At 76.3% G+C, this 15,853-nt stretch carries 15 protein-coding genes and 2 pseudogenes; 15 read left to right on the top strand and 2 right to left on the bottom strand.

Going from position 1 to position 15,853, the window contains the following annotated elements; translation table 11 throughout:
* Nucleotide 1 precedes the first annotated feature (1 nt).
* The 5 genes and pseudogenes from OG774_RS10720 to OG774_RS10700 all read left to right on the top strand — a co-directional run bounded on the left by OG774_RS10720 (nucleotide 2) and on the right by OG774_RS10700 (nucleotide 3,957).
* Nucleotides 2-757, top strand: coding sequence for a LamB/YcsF family protein (locus OG774_RS10720; protein ID WP_328309238.1), 756 nt, complete (start codon nucleotides 2-4; stop codon nucleotides 755-757).
* 140 nt (nucleotides 758-897) lie between these two features.
* Nucleotides 898-1,230, top strand: a pseudogene (gene rpsP / locus OG774_RS10715) (30S ribosomal protein S16); the annotation flags it as partial.
* A gap of 20 nt (nucleotides 1,231-1,250) precedes the next feature.
* Nucleotides 1,251-1,490, top strand: coding sequence for an RNA-binding protein (locus OG774_RS10710; protein WP_274189061.1), 240 nt, complete (start codon nucleotides 1,251-1,253; stop codon nucleotides 1,488-1,490).
* Between the two features lie 10 nt (nucleotides 1,491-1,500).
* Nucleotides 1,501-2,034: a ribosome maturation factor RimM gene (rimM, locus tag OG774_RS10705; protein WP_328309237.1), complete on the top strand. Its 534-nt coding sequence runs from the start codon at nucleotides 1,501-1,503 to the stop codon at nucleotides 2,032-2,034.
* A gap of 21 nt (nucleotides 2,035-2,055) precedes the next feature.
* Nucleotides 2,056-3,957: an ABC transporter ATP-binding protein gene (locus OG774_RS10700; protein WP_328309236.1), complete on the top strand. Its 1,902-nt coding sequence runs from the start codon at nucleotides 2,056-2,058 to the stop codon at nucleotides 3,955-3,957.
* A gap of 4 nt (nucleotides 3,958-3,961) precedes the next feature.
* Here OG774_RS10700 and OG774_RS10695 read toward each other — a convergent pair whose 3' ends face one another.
* Nucleotides 3,962-4,681 (bottom strand): MgtC/SapB family protein, encoded by a 720-nt coding sequence (locus OG774_RS10695; RefSeq protein WP_328309234.1) that lies wholly within the window; start codon nucleotides 4,679-4,681, stop codon nucleotides 3,962-3,964.
* Between the two features lie 45 nt (nucleotides 4,682-4,726).
* Here OG774_RS10695 and trmD point away from each other — a divergent pair, with 45 nt between their 5' ends.
* The 10 genes and pseudogenes from trmD (at nucleotide 4,727) to OG774_RS10645 (ending at nucleotide 15,221) form a co-directional block, all read left to right on the top strand.
* Entirely contained in the window at nucleotides 4,727-5,584 is an 858-nt protein-coding gene (gene trmD / locus OG774_RS10690; RefSeq protein ID WP_328309232.1) for a tRNA (guanosine(37)-N1)-methyltransferase TrmD, read from the top strand.
* A gap of 102 nt (nucleotides 5,585-5,686) precedes the next feature.
* Nucleotides 5,687-6,046 (top strand): 50S ribosomal protein L19, encoded by a 360-nt coding sequence (gene rplS, locus OG774_RS10685; RefSeq protein WP_274193403.1) that lies wholly within the window; start codon nucleotides 5,687-5,689, stop codon nucleotides 6,044-6,046.
* 1,007 nt (nucleotides 6,047-7,053) lie between these two features.
* Nucleotides 7,054-7,995: pseudogene (gene lepB, locus OG774_RS29815) on the top strand (signal peptidase I); the annotation flags it as partial.
* 89 nt (nucleotides 7,996-8,084) lie between these two features.
* Nucleotides 8,085-8,906, top strand: coding sequence for a ribonuclease HII (locus OG774_RS10675; protein WP_328310900.1), 822 nt, complete (start codon nucleotides 8,085-8,087; stop codon nucleotides 8,904-8,906).
* Nucleotides 8,903-9,223 (top strand): DUF2469 domain-containing protein, encoded by a 321-nt coding sequence (locus OG774_RS10670; RefSeq protein WP_274189066.1) that lies wholly within the window; start codon nucleotides 8,903-8,905, stop codon nucleotides 9,221-9,223. Before OG774_RS10675 ends, OG774_RS10670 begins: the two co-directional genes overlap by 4 nt.
* 166 nt (nucleotides 9,224-9,389) lie before the next feature.
* The gene (locus OG774_RS10665; RefSeq protein WP_328309228.1) at nucleotides 9,390-9,773 is read left to right on the top strand and encodes a YraN family protein; all 384 of its coding nucleotides are present in this window, start codon (nucleotides 9,390-9,392) and stop codon (nucleotides 9,771-9,773) included.
* Between the two features lies 1 nt (nucleotide 9,774).
* Complete coding sequence (locus OG774_RS10660; RefSeq protein WP_328309226.1) at nucleotides 9,775-11,343, top strand: YifB family Mg chelatase-like AAA ATPase; 1,569 nt, start codon at nucleotides 9,775-9,777, stop codon at nucleotides 11,341-11,343.
* Entirely contained in the window at nucleotides 11,340-12,560 is a 1,221-nt protein-coding gene (gene dprA / locus OG774_RS10655) for a DNA-processing protein DprA (protein WP_328309224.1), read from the top strand. The genes OG774_RS10660 and dprA overlap by 4 nt, the downstream gene beginning before the upstream one ends.
* Before the next feature lie 653 nt (nucleotides 12,561-13,213).
* Nucleotides 13,214-14,146, top strand: a complete 933-nt coding sequence (locus OG774_RS10650; protein ID WP_328309222.1) for a tyrosine-type recombinase/integrase — start codon at nucleotides 13,214-13,216, stop codon at nucleotides 14,144-14,146.
* A gap of 22 nt (nucleotides 14,147-14,168) precedes the next feature.
* A complete protein-coding gene (locus OG774_RS10645; protein ID WP_442873971.1) occupies nucleotides 14,169-15,221 on the top strand; it encodes a FliA/WhiG family RNA polymerase sigma factor in 1,053 nt (350 codons plus the stop codon).
* A gap of 5 nt (nucleotides 15,222-15,226) precedes the next feature.
* On the opposite strand, the gene OG774_RS10640 is transcribed toward OG774_RS10645, so the two are convergent.
* Entirely contained in the window at nucleotides 15,227-15,814 is a 588-nt protein-coding gene (locus OG774_RS10640; protein WP_328309220.1) for a M23 family metallopeptidase, read from the bottom strand.
* Nucleotides 15,815-15,853 lie beyond the last annotated feature (39 nt).

Here is a 15,853-nt window from a genome sequence, read left to right as displayed (position 1 = left end):
TGTGAGCGCGACCCTCGACCTCAACGCCGACCTCGCCGAGGGCTTCGGGATCTGGTCGCTGACCGACGACGACGCCCTGCTCGACGTCGTGACCTCGGCGAACGTGGCCTGCGGGTTCCACGCCGGCGACCCCGCGACCATGCGCCGGGTCTGCGCGCGGGCGGTGGAGCGGGGCGTGGTGATCGGCGCCCAGGTCTCCTACCGCGACCTCGCGGGCTTCGGGCGCCGCTTCGTCGACGCCGATCCCGCGGAGCTGACCGCCGACCTGCTCTACCAGGTCGGCGCGCTGCGGGAGTTCGCCCGCACCGCCGGGGGAGAGGTCGCGTACCTCAAGCCGCACGGCGCGCTCTACAACGCCGTCGTGCACCACGACGCCCAGGCCCGTGCCGTCGTCGAGGCGGCGCGGCAGGCCGGCCTGCCGGTGCTGGGCCTGCCCGGCTCGCGGCTGCTCGCGCGGGCGGCGGAGGCGGGCCTCACCACGCACGCCGAGGCGTTCGGCGACCGCGGCTACACCCCGGAAGGGACGCTGGTGCCCCGCTCCGAGCCCGGCGCGCTGCTGCCCGACAACGACGCCGTCGTCGAGCGCGCCCGGCGACTGGCCGCCGACGGGGTGATCGTCGCCGTCGACGGCACCGAGCTGCCCACGGCCGCGGTGTCCCTGTGCCTGCACGGCGACAGCCCCGGTGCCGTCGCCTCGGCCCGCCGCGTCGCCGACGCCCTGCGCGAGGCCGGGGTCACCCTCGCGCCGTTCGCCTGAGTGGCCGTCTGGCACAATTCACGGGTCACCGTGGCCGCCTCACGCAGGCGGTCCTCATGCACGAGCGGGCACGCCGTCCCCGAGGTCCCCACCCCGGCCGGGCGGCCCCGAGCACCACCGACCGAGGAGCACTCAGAGCAGTGGCTGTCAAGATCAAGCTGGCCCGCATGGGCAAGATCCGCGAGCCCCACTACCGCATCGTGGTCGCGGACGCCAAGAACCGCCGGGACGGTCGCGTCATCGAGCAGATCGGTGAGTACCACCCGAAGAGCGAGCCGAGCGACATCAAGATCAACTCTGAGCGCGCGCAGTACTGGCTCGGGGTCGGGGCCATCCCCACCGAGCCGGTGCACAGCCTGCTGAAGGTCACCGGCGACTGGCAGAAGTTCAAGGGCCTCCCCGGCGCCGAGGGCAAGCTGAAGCCGCAGCCGCAGAAGGTCGACAAGCAGGCCCGCTTCAACGAGGAGCTGGCCAAGGTTTCCGGCTCCGCGGAGTGAGCGAGCTCGCCGAGGCGCTCGAGCACCTCGTGCGCGGGATCGTCGCCCACCCCGATGACGTCGCCGTCGACCTCGTCACCAACCGCCGCGGCCGCACCCTCGAGGTCCGGGTCCACCCCGACGACCTCGGCAAGGTGATCGGTCGCAACGGCCGCACCGCCACCGCGCTGCGCACCGTCGTGAGCGGCATCGGTGGCCGTGGCGTGCGGGTCGACGTGGTCGACACCGATCGCTGACGCGCCGACGATGAAGGACGCCGCGTCCGACGACCGCGTCGTCGGACGGGTCGTCAAGGCCCACGGCCTGCGCGGCGAGCTCGTCGTCGAGCCCCGCACCGATCACGTCGACGCCCGGTTCACCCCGGGTGTCGTGCTCTCGGTGCGGGGCCGACGTGTGTCCGGGGCCGGGCAGCTGACGGTGATCGCCGCCCGCCGCCACGGGGAGCGGCTGCTGGTCACGGTCGAGGAGATCACCGACCGCGACACCGCCGAGGCCCTGCGGACCGCGGAGCTCACCGCGCCGCCGCTGGCCGAGGAGCCCGACGACCCCGACGAGTTCCACGACCACCAGCTCGAGGGCCTCGCCGTGGTGCTCGCCGACGACACGCCCGTCGGCACCGTCACCGACGTGCTCCACGGCGCGGGCGGCGAGCTGCTGGCCGTCCGGCGCCCCGACGGCGGCGAGGTGCTGATCCCGTTCGTCGCCGCGATCGTCACCCAGGTCGACGTCCCGGGCGGGCGGCTCGTCCTCGATCCCCCCGAGGGCCTGCTCGAGGAGTGAGGCCCGGCCCACACTGGGTGTGTGGGGGACACCGGGGGGAACCGGGCGCCGTTGATCGGTGCCGACGAGCTGGAGACACCGACCTGGGCGGTCGGCCTCGAGGCCACGGCGCGGGCGGGGATCGTCACCGTCGCGCACTCGGTGCCGCGCACGGCCGCGGTGCTCGTGCGCTGGGCCTGGCAGGCCTCGCGCGGCGCGACGCTGCTCGCGGCCGTCGTGCACCTCGCCTCCGGCGTCGTCGGCGCGTTCGGGCTGCTGGCGACCGCCGACGTGTTCACCCAGCTCCTCGCAGCCGGGCCGACGCCCGAGCGCGTGGTCGACGCGCTGCCCGCCCTCGCCGTGGTCGCCGGTGCGCTGATGCTCGGGGGTCTGCTCGAGTCGGCGGTCGGCGCGGTCACGGCCGAGCTCGTGCCGCGCATCGAGCAGCGCGCCCAGACCGAGCTCTACACCGCGCTCGTCGGCGTGGACCTCGTCGCCTTCGACGACGCCGACTTCACCTCGTTGCTCGAGCGCGCCGAGCACTCCCTGGGGCGGATCCGCCGCGGCGCCGAGACGGTGGGTGACCTGGTCAGCGGCCTGGTCGCCGTCGTCGCCGCGGTCGTCGCGGCCGGTCTGGTCCACCCGGTCCTCGCGCCGGTCGTGCTGCTCGCCGGCCTGCCACAGGCGTGGGCCGCCGTGTCGGGCGTGCGTCTGATGTTCGCGTCGGTCCTGCGCACCACCTCCCAGACACGCCGTCTCGCGGTCGTCGGCGACCTCATCGCGGGCCGCGACAACGCCGCCGAGGTCCGCGCGTTCACGGTGGGCGGCGTGCTCGCCGCCGAGCACGAGCGTCTCGCGACGGAGCTGGCCCGGGAGGGCATCAGGGTCGAGCAGCGCCGCAACCTGCTGGTCACGGCCGGTCGCGGTGCCTCCGGGCTCGCCACCGCGCTCGGCTACGGGGTCGTCGGCCTCCTGCTCTACGCGGGCGGGCTCCCGCTGCCGCTGGCCGGCACGGCGGTCGTCGCGATGCGATCGGCCCGCACGGCGGTGGTGACCGCCGTGTACGGCGCGAACCTGCTGTTCGAGGCCGGGCTCTTCGTGGAGCTCTACACCCGGTGCCTGGACGAGGCGCGATCGCGGCGGCGCGAGACGGCCGGCCCGGCGCCCGGCCCGCCCGAGGTCGTCGAGCTCGACGGGGTGTCCTTCCGCTACCCCGGGCAGGACGAGTCGGCGCTCACCGACGTCTCGCTCACCCTGCACCGCGGCGAGGTGGTGGCGCTGGTCGGGGAGAACGGGTCGGGGAAGTCGACACTGGCGAAGCTGCTGGTCGGGCTCTACCTGCCGACCGCGGGACGGGTCCGCTGGAACGGCCGGGACCTGCGCGGGACCGACGCGGCGGACGCGCTCGAGCACGTCGCCCTGGTCCAGCAGGACCCCGTCCGGTGGCCGGTGCGCGCCGACGTCAACGTGCGCATCGGGCGGCTCGACCGCGACGATCCCGGCGACCGTGCCTACGGCGACGCCGTGGCTCGTTCCGGCGCCGCCGACGTCCTCGCCGACCTGCCCCGCGGTCCGGCCACCGTGCTCTCCCGCGCGTTCCAGGGCGGCCGCGACCTCTCCGGCGGCCAGTGGCAGCGGATGGCCGTCGCCCGCGGCCTCTACCGCGACGCCCCGCTCGTCGTCGCGGACGAGCCCACCGCCGCGCTCGATGCCCGCGCCGAGGACGCCGTGTTCACCGCGCTGCGCGAGCTGTCCGCGGGCGGCGACCGCCTCACGGTGCTCGTCACCCACCGTCTGGCCAACGTCCGCACCGCCGACCGCATCGTCGTCCTCGACGCCGGCCGGGTGGTCGCGCAGGGCACCCACGACGAGCTCATGGCCGCGGGCGGCCTCTACCGGGACCTGTTCTCACTGCAGAGCCGGGCCTACGGCGAGACGGCCTGACCGCTCACTCCTCCTCGGTCGGCACCCCGACCGCGAGCACGCCCGGGAGCTCGGAGAGCTCGCCGGACAGCGGTGCGAGCGAGCCCCGTCCCGCGAGCGACAGGGTCACCGAGGCGACGCGGGTGGTGCCCTCGACGCCGTCGGAGGAGTCCTCGCGGTCGACGTGCATCCCCGCCACCGAGAACCCCCGCTCGGTGCAGATCGACAGCACCGCGCGCAGCACCCCGCGTCCGTCGGCGTAGGAGAGGTGCAGGTCGCGGGGCACGGTCGACGAGCGCGTGATCATCCGCGCCAGCGGCCGGTAGCCGCGGGTCACGAGGTAGTGCACGGCCGTGCCCGCCACCGCGAGCAGCGGTAGGCCTGCGCCGCACGCGGTGCCCACCGCGGCCGCCGCCCAGACCGTGGCCGCCGTCGTCAGACCGCGGACCGCGTCGCGGCGCACGAAGATCAGGCCGCCGCCGATGAACCCGATCCCGGAGACGATCTGGGCCGCGACCCGCGAAGGGTCCAGGTCGATGTCGGGGGAGGAGAGCAGGTCGTCGAAGCCGTACTTCGAGATCAGCATGAATGCGGCCGACCCGACCCCGACCAGCGTGTGCGTGCGCAGTCCGGCGCTCTTCGCCGCCAGCTCGCGCTCCAGCCCGATGAGCGTGCAGAGCACGACGGCCAGCCCCAGTGGCGCGAGCAGGCGCCACTGGTCGGGATACGACAGGAACTGCTCCACCCCTCGGGACCCCCTTCGCGACCGGCAGGGGCAGGATCGTGCCCGATGCGCATCGACGTCGTCACGATCTTCCCGGGCTACCTCGCCCCGCTCGACGAGGCGCTCGTCGGTCGGGCGCGCCGTGCGGGCCGTCTCGACGTCCGGGTGCACGACCTGCGCCGGTGGGCCACGGGCGTGCACCAGGCCGTCGACGACTCCCCGTACGGCGGGGGGCCGGGGATGCTGATGACCGCGCCGGTGTGGGGGGCGGCGCTCGACGAGGTCACGACCTCCGGCTCCTCCGGTGACGGCGTGCCCCGGCTGCTCGTGCCGACCCCGGCGGGCGAGCCCCTGAGCCAGCGCCGCGCCGCCGGGTGGGCCACCGAGCCGTGGCTCGTCATCGCCTGTGGCCGCTACGAGGGGATCGACGCCCGCGTGCTCACCGACGCCGCCCGGCGGATGCCCGTCGAGGAGGTCTCGCTGGGCGACTACGTGCTCGCCGGCGGCGAGGTCGCGGCCCTGGTCGTCGTCGAGGCCGTGTCCCGGCTGGTGCCCGGCGTGCTCGGCAACCCGGCGTCGGCGGAGCTCGACAGTTTCGCGGAAGGTACTGGCGGCCTCCTCGAGGCTCCCGCCTACACCCGCCCCGAGACGTGGCGCGACCTCCCGATCCCGCCGGTGCTGCGCAGCGGCGACCACGGCGCCGTGGCCCGGTGGCGCCGCGACCGCTCGCTCGAGCGCACGGCGGCGACGCGACCCGATCTGCTCGACGCGCTGCTGGCCCGCGACGGGGCCGCGGCGTTCGACGCGCGGGACCGCGAGGTCCTGACGGCCTGCGGCTACGACCCGGTCCACGGCGCGCGACCAGCCGCATGGCAGACTGGGGAGGTTGCCACGGACGGCGCACGACCTGATCGAGGTCGGTGAGCCGCCGGCCGTCGGCCCGAGAACCGATCCACCTCGGCTGCACGGACACCCGCCCCACGGGTTCCGGCGCCCGCCTGTGAGACGACCGCGAGGACGCTGACGATGAACGCCCTGGACGAACTCGACGCCAAGTCGCTGCGCTCCGACATCCCGGACTTCCGCGCCGGGGACACCGTGAAGGTGCACGTCCGGGTCATCGAGGGTTCACGCTCTCGTGTACAGGTCTTCCAGGGTGTCGTCATCCGCCGTCACGGCGGCGGGCTGCGCGAGACGTTCACCGTCCGCAAGGTCTCCTTCGGCGTCGGGGTGGAGCGCACCTTCCCGGTGCACACCCCGAACATCGATCACATCGAGGTCGTCACCCGCGGTGACGTCCGCCGGGCGAAGCTCTACTACCTCCGTGATCTCCGGGGCAAGGCTGCGAAGATCCGCGAGAAGCGCGAGACGACGCCGGCCGGCTGAGCCGGCCGCCTCGGTCTCCTAACCTGAGTCGCGTGCGCCCCCAGGAGCCCTCCCTCCCGCCGTACCGGAACACCGGCACGGGTGGCGAGACGACCCGTGCCGGACGGCACGCCGGGCGTGACGACCCCGCCGACCACGAAGACCCGTACGGCGACGTCCCGGCGCCGCCCGCGTCGTCCGGATCCGGCGTCCAGGCGCCCTACGGCTCCTCGGGGTGGAGCGGGTCGGACAGCTACGTGTCGGGTCCCTCCGGCTTCTCCGGTGCTCCCTCCGGGTTCTCCGGCGCCGACGGGCTCGGCCCCCGGCCGGAGGGCTACCCCGGTTACGGCGGCAACGGGTCGTCGGTGTCCTATGGGTACGGCAACTCCTCCGGCAACGGCGACGCCCTCGGCCCGCCGGTGGCGAACGGGAACGGCGCGTACGGCAACGGCACGCACGGGTTCGGGACCTACGGCAACGGCTCGTCCGGCAACGGGGCGTACGGGAGCGGTTCGTACGGGAACGGGACCTACGGCCACGGGTCGAACGGGGCTCCCGATCAGGGCGCGCCCCTGCCCCCGGGGCCGGCAGGCCCCTCCTGGGGCTCGTCGCCCCCGCAGGCGCCGTACGGCACGCCGCCCCCTGACGCTCGCCCCGCGGGCCCGCCGGGGCCCTCCGCGGGAGGGCCGCCGCCCCCCGGCTTCGGCGCCCGCCCGGTGTCGCCGCCCCCCGGCGCGCCCCGGCCCGCGCCCGCCCCGCCCGCCCCGTCCCCGGGTGTGCCGTCGCCGAGCGCGGAGCCCGCGCCGTCCGCACCCTCGGAGAGCGCGCCGACCACGTCGTCGCCGTCCGACAGCGGCCTCGCGGGCGCCGACACCGGCCTCGCGGGTGCCGACGGCTTCGCCTCCCGCCCGCCCCGCCCGTCATCGCGCGACACGGGCAACTCGACGGCGACGACGGAGGTCACCCGCGGCGCGGGCGCCAGTCCCGGCCGGCACCGCCGCGCGGGGACGGGCCCCGGTCGCGACGGCGACGAGCCCGAGGACGGCGACGACGGCGCCGGCAGCGGCCCCGGCCGCCGCGGCGCGGACACCGGCGGCAAGAAGGGCAAGAAGCCCAAGCGCAAGGGCTCGTTCTGGCGCGAGCTGCCGCTGCTGATCGTCGTCGCGGTGGTGCTGACGTTCGTCATCCAGACCTTCCTGGCCCGCATCTACGTCATCCCGTCGGCGTCGATGGAACGCACGCTGCACGGCTGCAACGGCTGCAACAACGACCGCGTCGCCGTCGACAAGATCACCTACCGCTTCTCCGAGCCGTCGCCCGGCGACGTCGTCGTGTTCCGCGGGCCGCCGACCTGGGGCGACAACGGCGAGTCCGGGGGCGGCGATGGCCAGCGCTCCGAGAACGTCCTCGTCCGGGGGCTGCAGAGCGGGCTCTCGCTGGTCGGGCTGGCCCCGCCGGACGAGAAGGACTTCGTCAAGCGCGTCGTCGCCACCGGCGGTCAGACCGTGGCCTGCTGCGACCCGCAGAACCGCGTCACCGTCGACGGGCAGCCGCTCGACGAGCCGTACATCTACTACCAGCCGAACCTCGGCCGCACCCAGGCCGACTTCGCGCCCGTGCAGGTGCCCCAGGGGCAGCTGTGGGTCATGGGCGACAACCGCAACAACTCGGCGGACGCCCGAGTGCACGGCCCGATCGGCGTCACCGACGTCATCGGCAAGGCCCGCGTGATCGTCCTGCCCGTCGGCCGCTGGGGCGGCGTGCCGGACACCGATCCACAGGCCCAGGTCTCCGCCCTCGGCGCCCCGACCTGGACGTCCGGAGCCCCTCTGGCGGCCGGGGTGCTCGGCGCGGTCCCGCTGGTGTGGGTGTCCCGTCGGCTGCGGTCGCGCTACCGACAGGGCGATGCCGACGATCCACCCCTCGACGCCCCGGGACGGGCGACACCGCCCCGCCTCCCGGACCGGTGACCGCGGGGTACGACGCGGGCCGCCGACGCGCCGCGGGCACCGGCCGGCGTCCCGCCCGCCGGCGGGTGGCGCTCCCCCCGCGGACCGGTGTGCAGCCGCCCCGCGCGATCGTGCGCCGCAGCACCGAGAGCTGGGCGCTGCAGTCGGCGCTCGAGCGTCACGGTCTCGGGCCGGTCGTCGGGGTCGACGAGGCCGGGCGTGGTGCCTGCGCCGGCCCGCTGGCGGTGGCCGCGTGCATCCTGCGTCCCGGCGACGCGCGGAAGTTCGAGGGGCTCACCGACTCGAAGCTCCTGACCCACGAGGAGCGCGAGCACTTCGCCCGGGTGATCGAGCGGCGCGCCGTCGACTGGCACGTGGTGCTCATCGACCCGCCGGAGGTGGACCGCCGGGGCGTCCACGTCGCCAACATCGACGGGATGCGCCGGGCCGTGGCCCGGCTCGAGACGCGGCCCGGCTACGTGCTCACCGACGGATTCCCCGTCTCCGGTTTCGGCGTGCCCGCGCTCGCCGTGCCCAAGGGTGACCTCGCGGCCGCGTGCGTGGCGGCGGCCTCGGTCCTGGCCAAGGTGACGCGGGACCGGCTGATGGCCGACCTCCACGAGCGCCGTCCGGAGTACCGCTTCGACCTGCACAAGGGCTACTGCACGCCGACGCACAGCGCAGCGCTGGCGGAGCACGGGCCCAGCGACGACCACCGGTTCAGCTTCGTCAACGTCGCCGCTGCCGCGCGGGGCCGGAGCCCGGGCGGACGCCCGGGCGGCGTGCGACACAATGGAGCCGTGACCGTGGACGAGGCGTCCGCCGAGAACGGGGAGGCCGACGAGCTCGTGGAGTTCGACAGCGGGCCGGGCGGGCTCGACGAGACGGACGTCGTGGACGAGGCCATGCCGGAGGGGGGAGAGCCGCGATGAGCGCAGAGGATCTCGAGAAGTACGAGACCGACATGGAGCTCTCGCTCTACCGCGAGTACCGCGACATCGTCGCGCAGTTCTCGTACGTCGTGGAGACCGAGCGCCGCTTCTACCTGGCGAACACGGTCGACGTCGCGGTGCGCAACGCCGACGGCGAGGTGTACTTCGAGGTCACGATGTCCGACGCCTGGGTCTGGGACATGTACCGGCCCGCGCGCTTCGTCAAGAACGTGCGCGTGGTGACGTTCAAGGACGTCAACGTCGAGGAGCTGGAGAAGCCCGACCTCCGCCTCGACGAGGGGCCGTTCAGCGGCTGACGCTGCTCCGCCCGGGCGCTGACCGGCCTCAGCACCGCAGCGCTCCGTCCACACCCCCGCCGGTCGTCCCCAGGCGCGACGCCGAGGCTCCCGCCCGGACGGTCGCGCCCCGCACTCTCGATCCCGCCGCCGGAGCGCCCGGACGGCGTGGACGAGGGAGCCGGCCATGGCCACCACGCGCGGGAGACCGGAGCGGGAGACGCTGGGACGGCGCGGGGAGGATCTCGCGGCCGACCACCTCGTGGCCCGCGGGCTGGTCGTGCTCGACCGCAACTGGCGCTGCCGCGAGGGCGAGCTCGACGTCGTCGCCGCGACGGGTGACCGCCTCGTCGTCGCCGAGGTGAAGACGCGCTCGGGCACGGGCTACGGCACGGCCGAGGCGGTGACGCACGCCAAGGCCGCCCGCATCCGGCGCCTCGCGCAGCGCTGGCTGGCCGAGAGGCACGCCGCCGGCGGCTCCGGGTTCGCCGAGGTGCGCTTCGACGTCGTCGCGGTCCTCCTGGCCCCGGGCGCGGCGCCCCAGCTCGAGCACTACGAGGGGGCGTTCTGACGTGGCGCTCGCGTGCGCGTGGTCGATCGGGCTGCGCGGGGTCGACGGCGAGGTCGTCGAGATCGAGGCCGACATCGGCCAGGGCCTGCCCGGGGTGTCGCTGGTGGGGCTCCCGGACGCGGCGCTGGCGGAGTCACGCGACCGCGTGCGCGCGGCGGTCGTGAACTCCGGGGAGACGTGGCCGGCGCGGCGCATCACGCTGGCCCTGTCCCCGGCGACCCTGCCGAAGCAGGGCAGCGGGTACGACCTGGCGCTGGCCTGCTCGGTGCTCGCGGCGGCGGGCGCGGTGCCGCTCGCCCGGCTGCGCGGAGTGGTGCTGCTCGGCGAGCTGGCGCTCGACGGGCGGGTGCGCGGCGTGCGCGGGGTCCTGCCGGCCCTGCTCGCGGCCCGGCGCCTCGGGGTGGAGCGCGTGGTGGTGCCGGCGGCCGCGGCCGTCGAGGCAGGCCTCGTGGAGGGCCTGGAGGTGTTCGGGGCCGAGCACCTGTCCGACGTGCTGGCCTGGCTGCGCGGTAAGCCCGGGACGCTCGGCGCGGTCCGGGCCGGCGCGCGTCCCCGCGGCGGGGCCCCCTCGGACGACCTCGCCGACGTCGTCGGGCAGCTCGCGGCCCGCCGTGCGGTGGAGATCGCGGCGGCCGGGGGCCACCACCTGCTCATGGTCGGTCCGCCCGGCTCGGGCAAGACGATGCTGGCGCGCCGGATGACGGGGCTCCTGCCGGACCTCGACGTGGACGCCGCGCTCCAGGTGGCGGCGGTGCGCTCGCTCGCGGGGGCGCTCGATCCCCAGGAGGCCCTGCCCGCCGCGCCGCCCTTCGTCGCCCCGCACCACTCGGTCTCGTCGGCCGCACTCGTCGGCGGGGGCAGCGGCCTGGCGCGGCCGGGCGCGGTGTCGCTGGCCCACCGCGGCGTCCTGTTCCTGGACGAGATCTACGAGTTCGCCCCGCACGTGCTGGAGATGCTGCGCACCCCGCTCGAGGACGGCGAGGTCCGCCTGGCGCGCACCGACGGCGTCGTCCGCTATCCCGCCCGCTTCCAGCTGGTGATGGCGGCCAACCCGTGCCCGTGCGCCCCGCCCCGGGACACCGACTGCACCTGCTCGAGCCTCACCAAGCGCCGCTACGTGGCGCGCCTGTCGGGCCCCATGCTCGACCGCGTCGACCTGCGGGTGTCGTTGCGGGCCGTCGAGGGGCTGTCCTGGGCCGGCGGGCCCACCGAGGGGCTCGAGGAGGTCCCGGAGGACACCGCGGCCGTCCGGGCGCGGGTCCTCGCGGCCCGGGCGGCGGCCCGCGAACGGTGGCGCGACGCGGGGTGGCCCACCAACGCCGAGGTGCCCGGGCCCGAGCTGCGCCGGCGCGGGCGGCTCCCGCACGACGCCACCGCGGTCCTCGAGCGCCAGCTGCGCTCCGGGGCGATGACCGCCCGCGGGGCGGACCGCGCGCTCCGGGTCGCCTGGACGATCAGCGACCTGCGCGGCGCAGCCGGGCCGGAGATGTCCGACGTCGTCGAGGCGATCGGGTTCAAGGGCTTCGTGAACGACCCCGACGGCGAGCCGGGCGGGTGGGCCGTCGCATGAGCACGACGACGGCGACGGACGCCGCGGTGGTCTCCCCGGTGCCGCCCGAGGTCCTGCGGGCCCGCGCGTACCTGTCCCGGGTCGCGGAGCCGCCCGCACCGGCCCTCGGCGCCCTCGTCGAGGCGGTCGGGCCGGTCGACGCGGCGCAGCTGGTCCGCGAGGGCACCGCGCACGGCCCCCACGCGCTGCCCTCGGCGGTGGCCGCCGAGACCGCGGCCCGGCGGGGCACCGACCGCGCCGCGGCCGACCTCGCGCTGCTCGCCGCCCGTGGCGGGCGGCTGATCGTCCCCGAGGACCCGGAGTGGCCCGCGGCGGCGCTCGCGGGCCTCGGGGTGGCCGCCGGTCCGGACGGGACGGTCGGGCTCGAGGGCGCGCCCGTGCGCGACGGGCTGGCGGTGCCCCTGGCGTTGTGGGCGTGCGGCCCGCGGCGTCTCGACGACGCGCCCCGGAGCTGGGTCGGCATGGTCGGGGCCCGTGCGGCCAGCGAGTACGGCCTGTGGGTCGCGCGCGACTGGTCGGCGGAGCTCGCCGACCGCGGGGTCACGGTGGTCTCGGGGGCCGCGCTCGGGGTGGACGGCGCCGCGCACCGTGGGGCCCTCGCCGTCGGCGGGCGGACGGTGGCGGTCCTGGCGTGCGGCCTCGACCGGTCCTACCCGCCCACCCACGCCACCCTGATCGACCACATCGCGCGCACCGGCCTGGTGCTCACCGAGTACCCGCCGGGGGCAACGCCCGCGCGGCACCGCTTCCTCGTCCGCAATCGCCTGGTCGCGGCCCTGAGCGCCGGCACCCTCGTCGTCGAGGCGGCCGCCCGCTCCGGGGCGATGCGCACGGCGCTCGTGGCCGAGGCGCTGGGACGGGCCGTCATGGTGGTGCCGGGGCCGGTCACCTCGGCGCTGTCCCTCGGGTGCCACGAGCTCGCCCGGCGCCCGGCGGTGTCGGTCGCCGGCCGGGCCGCGCACGTCCTCGAGGAGGTGGGGCCCGTGGGGGAGGCCCTGGCTCCGCCGCCGGCGACGCCGCACCGCCCGACCGACGGTCTCGACGCCGGTGCCCTGCGCGTGCGCGAGGCCCTGCCGCTGCGCGCGGCCCGCACCCCGGAACGCCTCGCCCAGGACAGCGGCGTGGATCCCGCGGAGGTCGTCGGTCATCTGTGGGTGCTCGCGGCGCGGGGGCTCGTCGTCGAGGAGAACGGGCGATGGCGTCGGCGACCCGGCTGACGACCCGGCTGACGACCCTGCTGAGGGCCCCGCGGCCTGGGGGTCCTGTGGGGGACACCCCGACCCTCCACCGGGTGGCGCACCGGCCCCGACCAACGGTCGGGCCCCGCGCTCCTCCGGGTCGCCGCACGCGGGCCGGTCCGGACGGCGCGCCCAGCGGTACGTCCGGCCCAAGGTCAGCGCGCGGATCTCCCGGGTCTCATCACCCGCTCGAATGATCTCCGGGGCGCCGACTGCTCGGCGGAGGCGGTCGACGACCGAGGAGTCGACCCGGGTGAACAGGCACAGAGCGACGAACGGTTGCAGAGCGCGACGAATGGAACCGCTCCTCGATGGTGGCCCTCGGTCACCGCACGACACGCGTCGGTGCTTGACCGTGGCCTGTCGTATCGAGAGTCTTCACCGCGATGACCGGCACGTTCTCTTCCGACGACTCCACCGGAGGCCCCTCTGGGCCGCGCCGGTCACCCGGTCGAGGGCGCTCTCGTGGGTTGCCCTTCGACCCGGTCACGTCGTCACGCTCCGCGTTCACCGAGACGGACGCCGACGGCGCGTCGGGCCCCGCGCGTCGGACCCCGATGGACGCCGCCGGTGACGATCGGTCGGTGGTTCCCGAGCCTCGTGTCGGTGGATCGGCGGTCGAGGCTCCGGCCGTGCCCGCCGCTGCACACCTCGAGGCGTACGAGGCGCACCTGCGCTACGAGCGAGCGCTCTCCCCGCACACCGTCCGGGCCTACCTGGGCGACGTCACCACGCTGCTCGACCACCTCCGCGTGCAGGTCCACGGGCCCGACGCCGCGGGGGGCACCCCGCTCGACCTCACCGGTCTCGACCTCCCCGGGCTGCGCTCCTGGCTCGCCGCGGGCCGGACGCGCGGCGCGAGCCGCACCACGCTGGCGCGGCGCGCGGCGGCGGCCCGCACGTTCACGGCGTGGGCGGTGCGCACCGGGCGGGCGCCCACCGACGCCGGCGCCCGCCTCGCCTCGCCGCGCGCGCACCGACGGCTGCCCGAGGTGCTGCGCGCCGACCAGGCGGCCGACGCCCTGCGCGCCGCGGCGTCCGGGGCGGCGGAGGGCGACCCGGTGGCGCTGCGCGACCACCTGCTGCTCGAGCTGCTCTACGCCACCGGCGTGCGCGTCTCCGAGCTCTGCGGCCTCGACGTCGACGACGTCGACGACGGCCGTCGCACACTGCGCGTCCTGGGCAAGGGGGGCAAGGAGCGGACCGTCGTCTACGGCGTGCCCGCGGCCGCGGCCCTCGACGCCTGGCGGCGTGACGGCCGGCCCGCGCTCGCGGTCCCGACCTCCCCGCCGGCGCTGCTGCTCGGCGCCCGCGGGGGACGACTCGACCCGCGCATCGCGCGCACGGTCGTGCACGACGCGGCGGGGGCGGTGCCGGGGGCACCCGACATCGCGCCGCACGGTCTCCGGCACTCGGCGGCCACGCACTTGCTCGAGGGGGGAGCGGATCTGAGGAGCGTTCAGGAACTGCTGGGTCATGCGTCGCCCGCGACGACCCAGCTCTACACCCACGTGTCCGCCGAGCGACTGAGGGCCATCCATGACACCGCCCACCCCCGCGCCTGAGCCGCGGCGCGACGGCGCGTCGGTGGCGACCACGGAGGCCCCGCCCACCGGCCCGCTGCCGGCCCTGCCGGGCATCGACTCCGACGCCGCCGTCCGTGCCGCCGGCGTGGCGGCCCGCACCCCGCGCCGGGCACCCCGACGCGAGCCCCGGGGCCCGGTGACCGACGGCGCCACCGCGCTCGCGCCGGTGCCCGCACCCGCCGACGGGTCGCGCGACGCCCCGCAGGCCGCCGCGCACGCCCTCCCCGCCACGCTCGGACGCGTCGCGGCCGGCGCGCCCGACGAGGAGGCGCTGGTCGAGGCCGGCATCGCCGAGCTCTGGGCGGCGTTCGAGGCCGACCCGCGCAAGTCGACCAAGGACCGGCTGGTGCTGCACTACGCGCCGCTGGTCAAGTACGTCGCGGGGCGGGTGGGCACCGGCCTGCCGTCCCACGTCGACGTCGCCGACCTCATCCAGTGCGGGATCTTCGGGCTGGTCGACGCCATCGAGCGCTTCGAGCCCGACCGCGGGCGCAAGTTCGAGGTCTACGCGATGCAGCGCATCCGCGGCGCGATCCTCGACGAGCTCCGCTCCCAGGACTGGGTGCCGCGTTCGGTGCGCTCGCGGGCCCGGGAGATCGAGCGGGCGATCGAGCGCCTCGAGGGCCGCGAGCAGCGGTCCTGCAGCGACTCCGAGCTCGCCCAGGAGCTCGACACCTCGACCGAGGACCTGCGCTCGACGTTCGGGCAGATCGCGATGACCAGCGTGGCCGCGCTCGACGAGCTCGTCGCCGCCGGGCGGGCCGGCGGGGGCGACGGCGGGTCCGCGCCGTCGCTGGCCGACTCGCTGCCCGACACCGACGCCGAGGACCCCCTCGCCGCGATGGAGGACCGCGAGACGCGGCGCCTGCTCGCCGAGGCGGTCGGGCAGCTCGCCGAGCGCGACCGCACGGTGGTGGGCCTCTACTACTTCGAGAACCTCACGCTCGCCGAGATCGGGCGGGTCCTCGGCGTCACCGAGTCCCGCGTGTGCCAGCTGCACACGCGCGCCGTCATGCGACTGCGCGGGCGTCTCGCGGAGCTGCAGCACGCCTGAGCGCCTCACGGGTCGGTCGGCAGCAGCCGCACGCGCCCGAGGCCGAGGAGCAGCAGGGGGTCGAGGTACTCGAGGGCGCCCACCGCGCCGGTGGTCGACGGGCGGCGCAGGCCCCAGTGCAGGCACGCCGCGACGGGGCAGCCGCGGTGCCCGGGGTCGAGGACGCCGAGCGAGTCGCCGCGTCGCACCGGCGTGCCCGGCGCGACGGTGACGGTGAGCGGCTCGTAGGTCGTGCGCAGGCCGTCGCCGTGCTGCACGGACACGACGCCGCGCCCGGCCAGGCGGGCGGCGTGGACGACGACACCGTCGCCGGCGGCGAGCACCGGGAGCCCGGGACGCCCGGCGAGGTCGGCGCCCCGGTGCCCGCGTCCGTAGTAGTGCGGCGGCGGGTCGAACAGGCGCGTCGCGGCGCCCGGTACGCCGGCGCGGGCGGGCGCGCCGTCGCCGTCCACCCCCGCCAGCGGCCAGCCGTAGGCCCCGACCGGCACGACCGGCGGGGGAGCGGGTGCGCCGGCCGCGGGGGAGCCGGTGGCCAGGAGCGCAGCCGCCAGCACGGACAGGGCCAGCACGCGGAGCACGAGGGACGTCGTCACACGGTGTTCGACGCAGCGGACCCCGTCCCGGCTCCCGCG

The sequence above is a fragment of the Actinomycetospora sp. NBC_00405 genome (genome assembly GCF_036044095.1).
In the GTDB taxonomy this organism is placed as follows: domain Bacteria; phylum Actinomycetota; class Actinomycetes; order Mycobacteriales; family Pseudonocardiaceae; genus Actinomycetospora; species Actinomycetospora callitridis.
Note: the sequence above shows the minus strand (reverse complement) of the source record. Positions and strands in the feature narration are given on the sequence as shown.

Coding starts and splice junctions, on each gene's coding strand:
- rplS (WP_274193403.1), top strand. CDS start 5,687: ATGAACGCCCTGGACGAACTCGACGCCAAGTCGCTGCGCTCCGACATC.
- trmD (WP_328309232.1), top strand. CDS start 4,727: ATGCGCATCGACGTCGTCACGATCTTCCCGGGCTACCTCGCCCCGCTC.
- OG774_RS10670 (WP_274189066.1), top strand. CDS start 8,903: ATGAGCGCAGAGGATCTCGAGAAGTACGAGACCGACATGGAGCTCTCG.
- dprA (WP_328309224.1), top strand. CDS start 11,340: ATGAGCACGACGACGGCGACGGACGCCGCGGTGGTCTCCCCGGTGCCG.
- OG774_RS10665 (WP_328309228.1), top strand. CDS start 9,390: ATGGCCACCACGCGCGGGAGACCGGAGCGGGAGACGCTGGGACGGCGC.
- rimM (WP_328309237.1), top strand. CDS start 1,501: ATGAAGGACGCCGCGTCCGACGACCGCGTCGTCGGACGGGTCGTCAAG.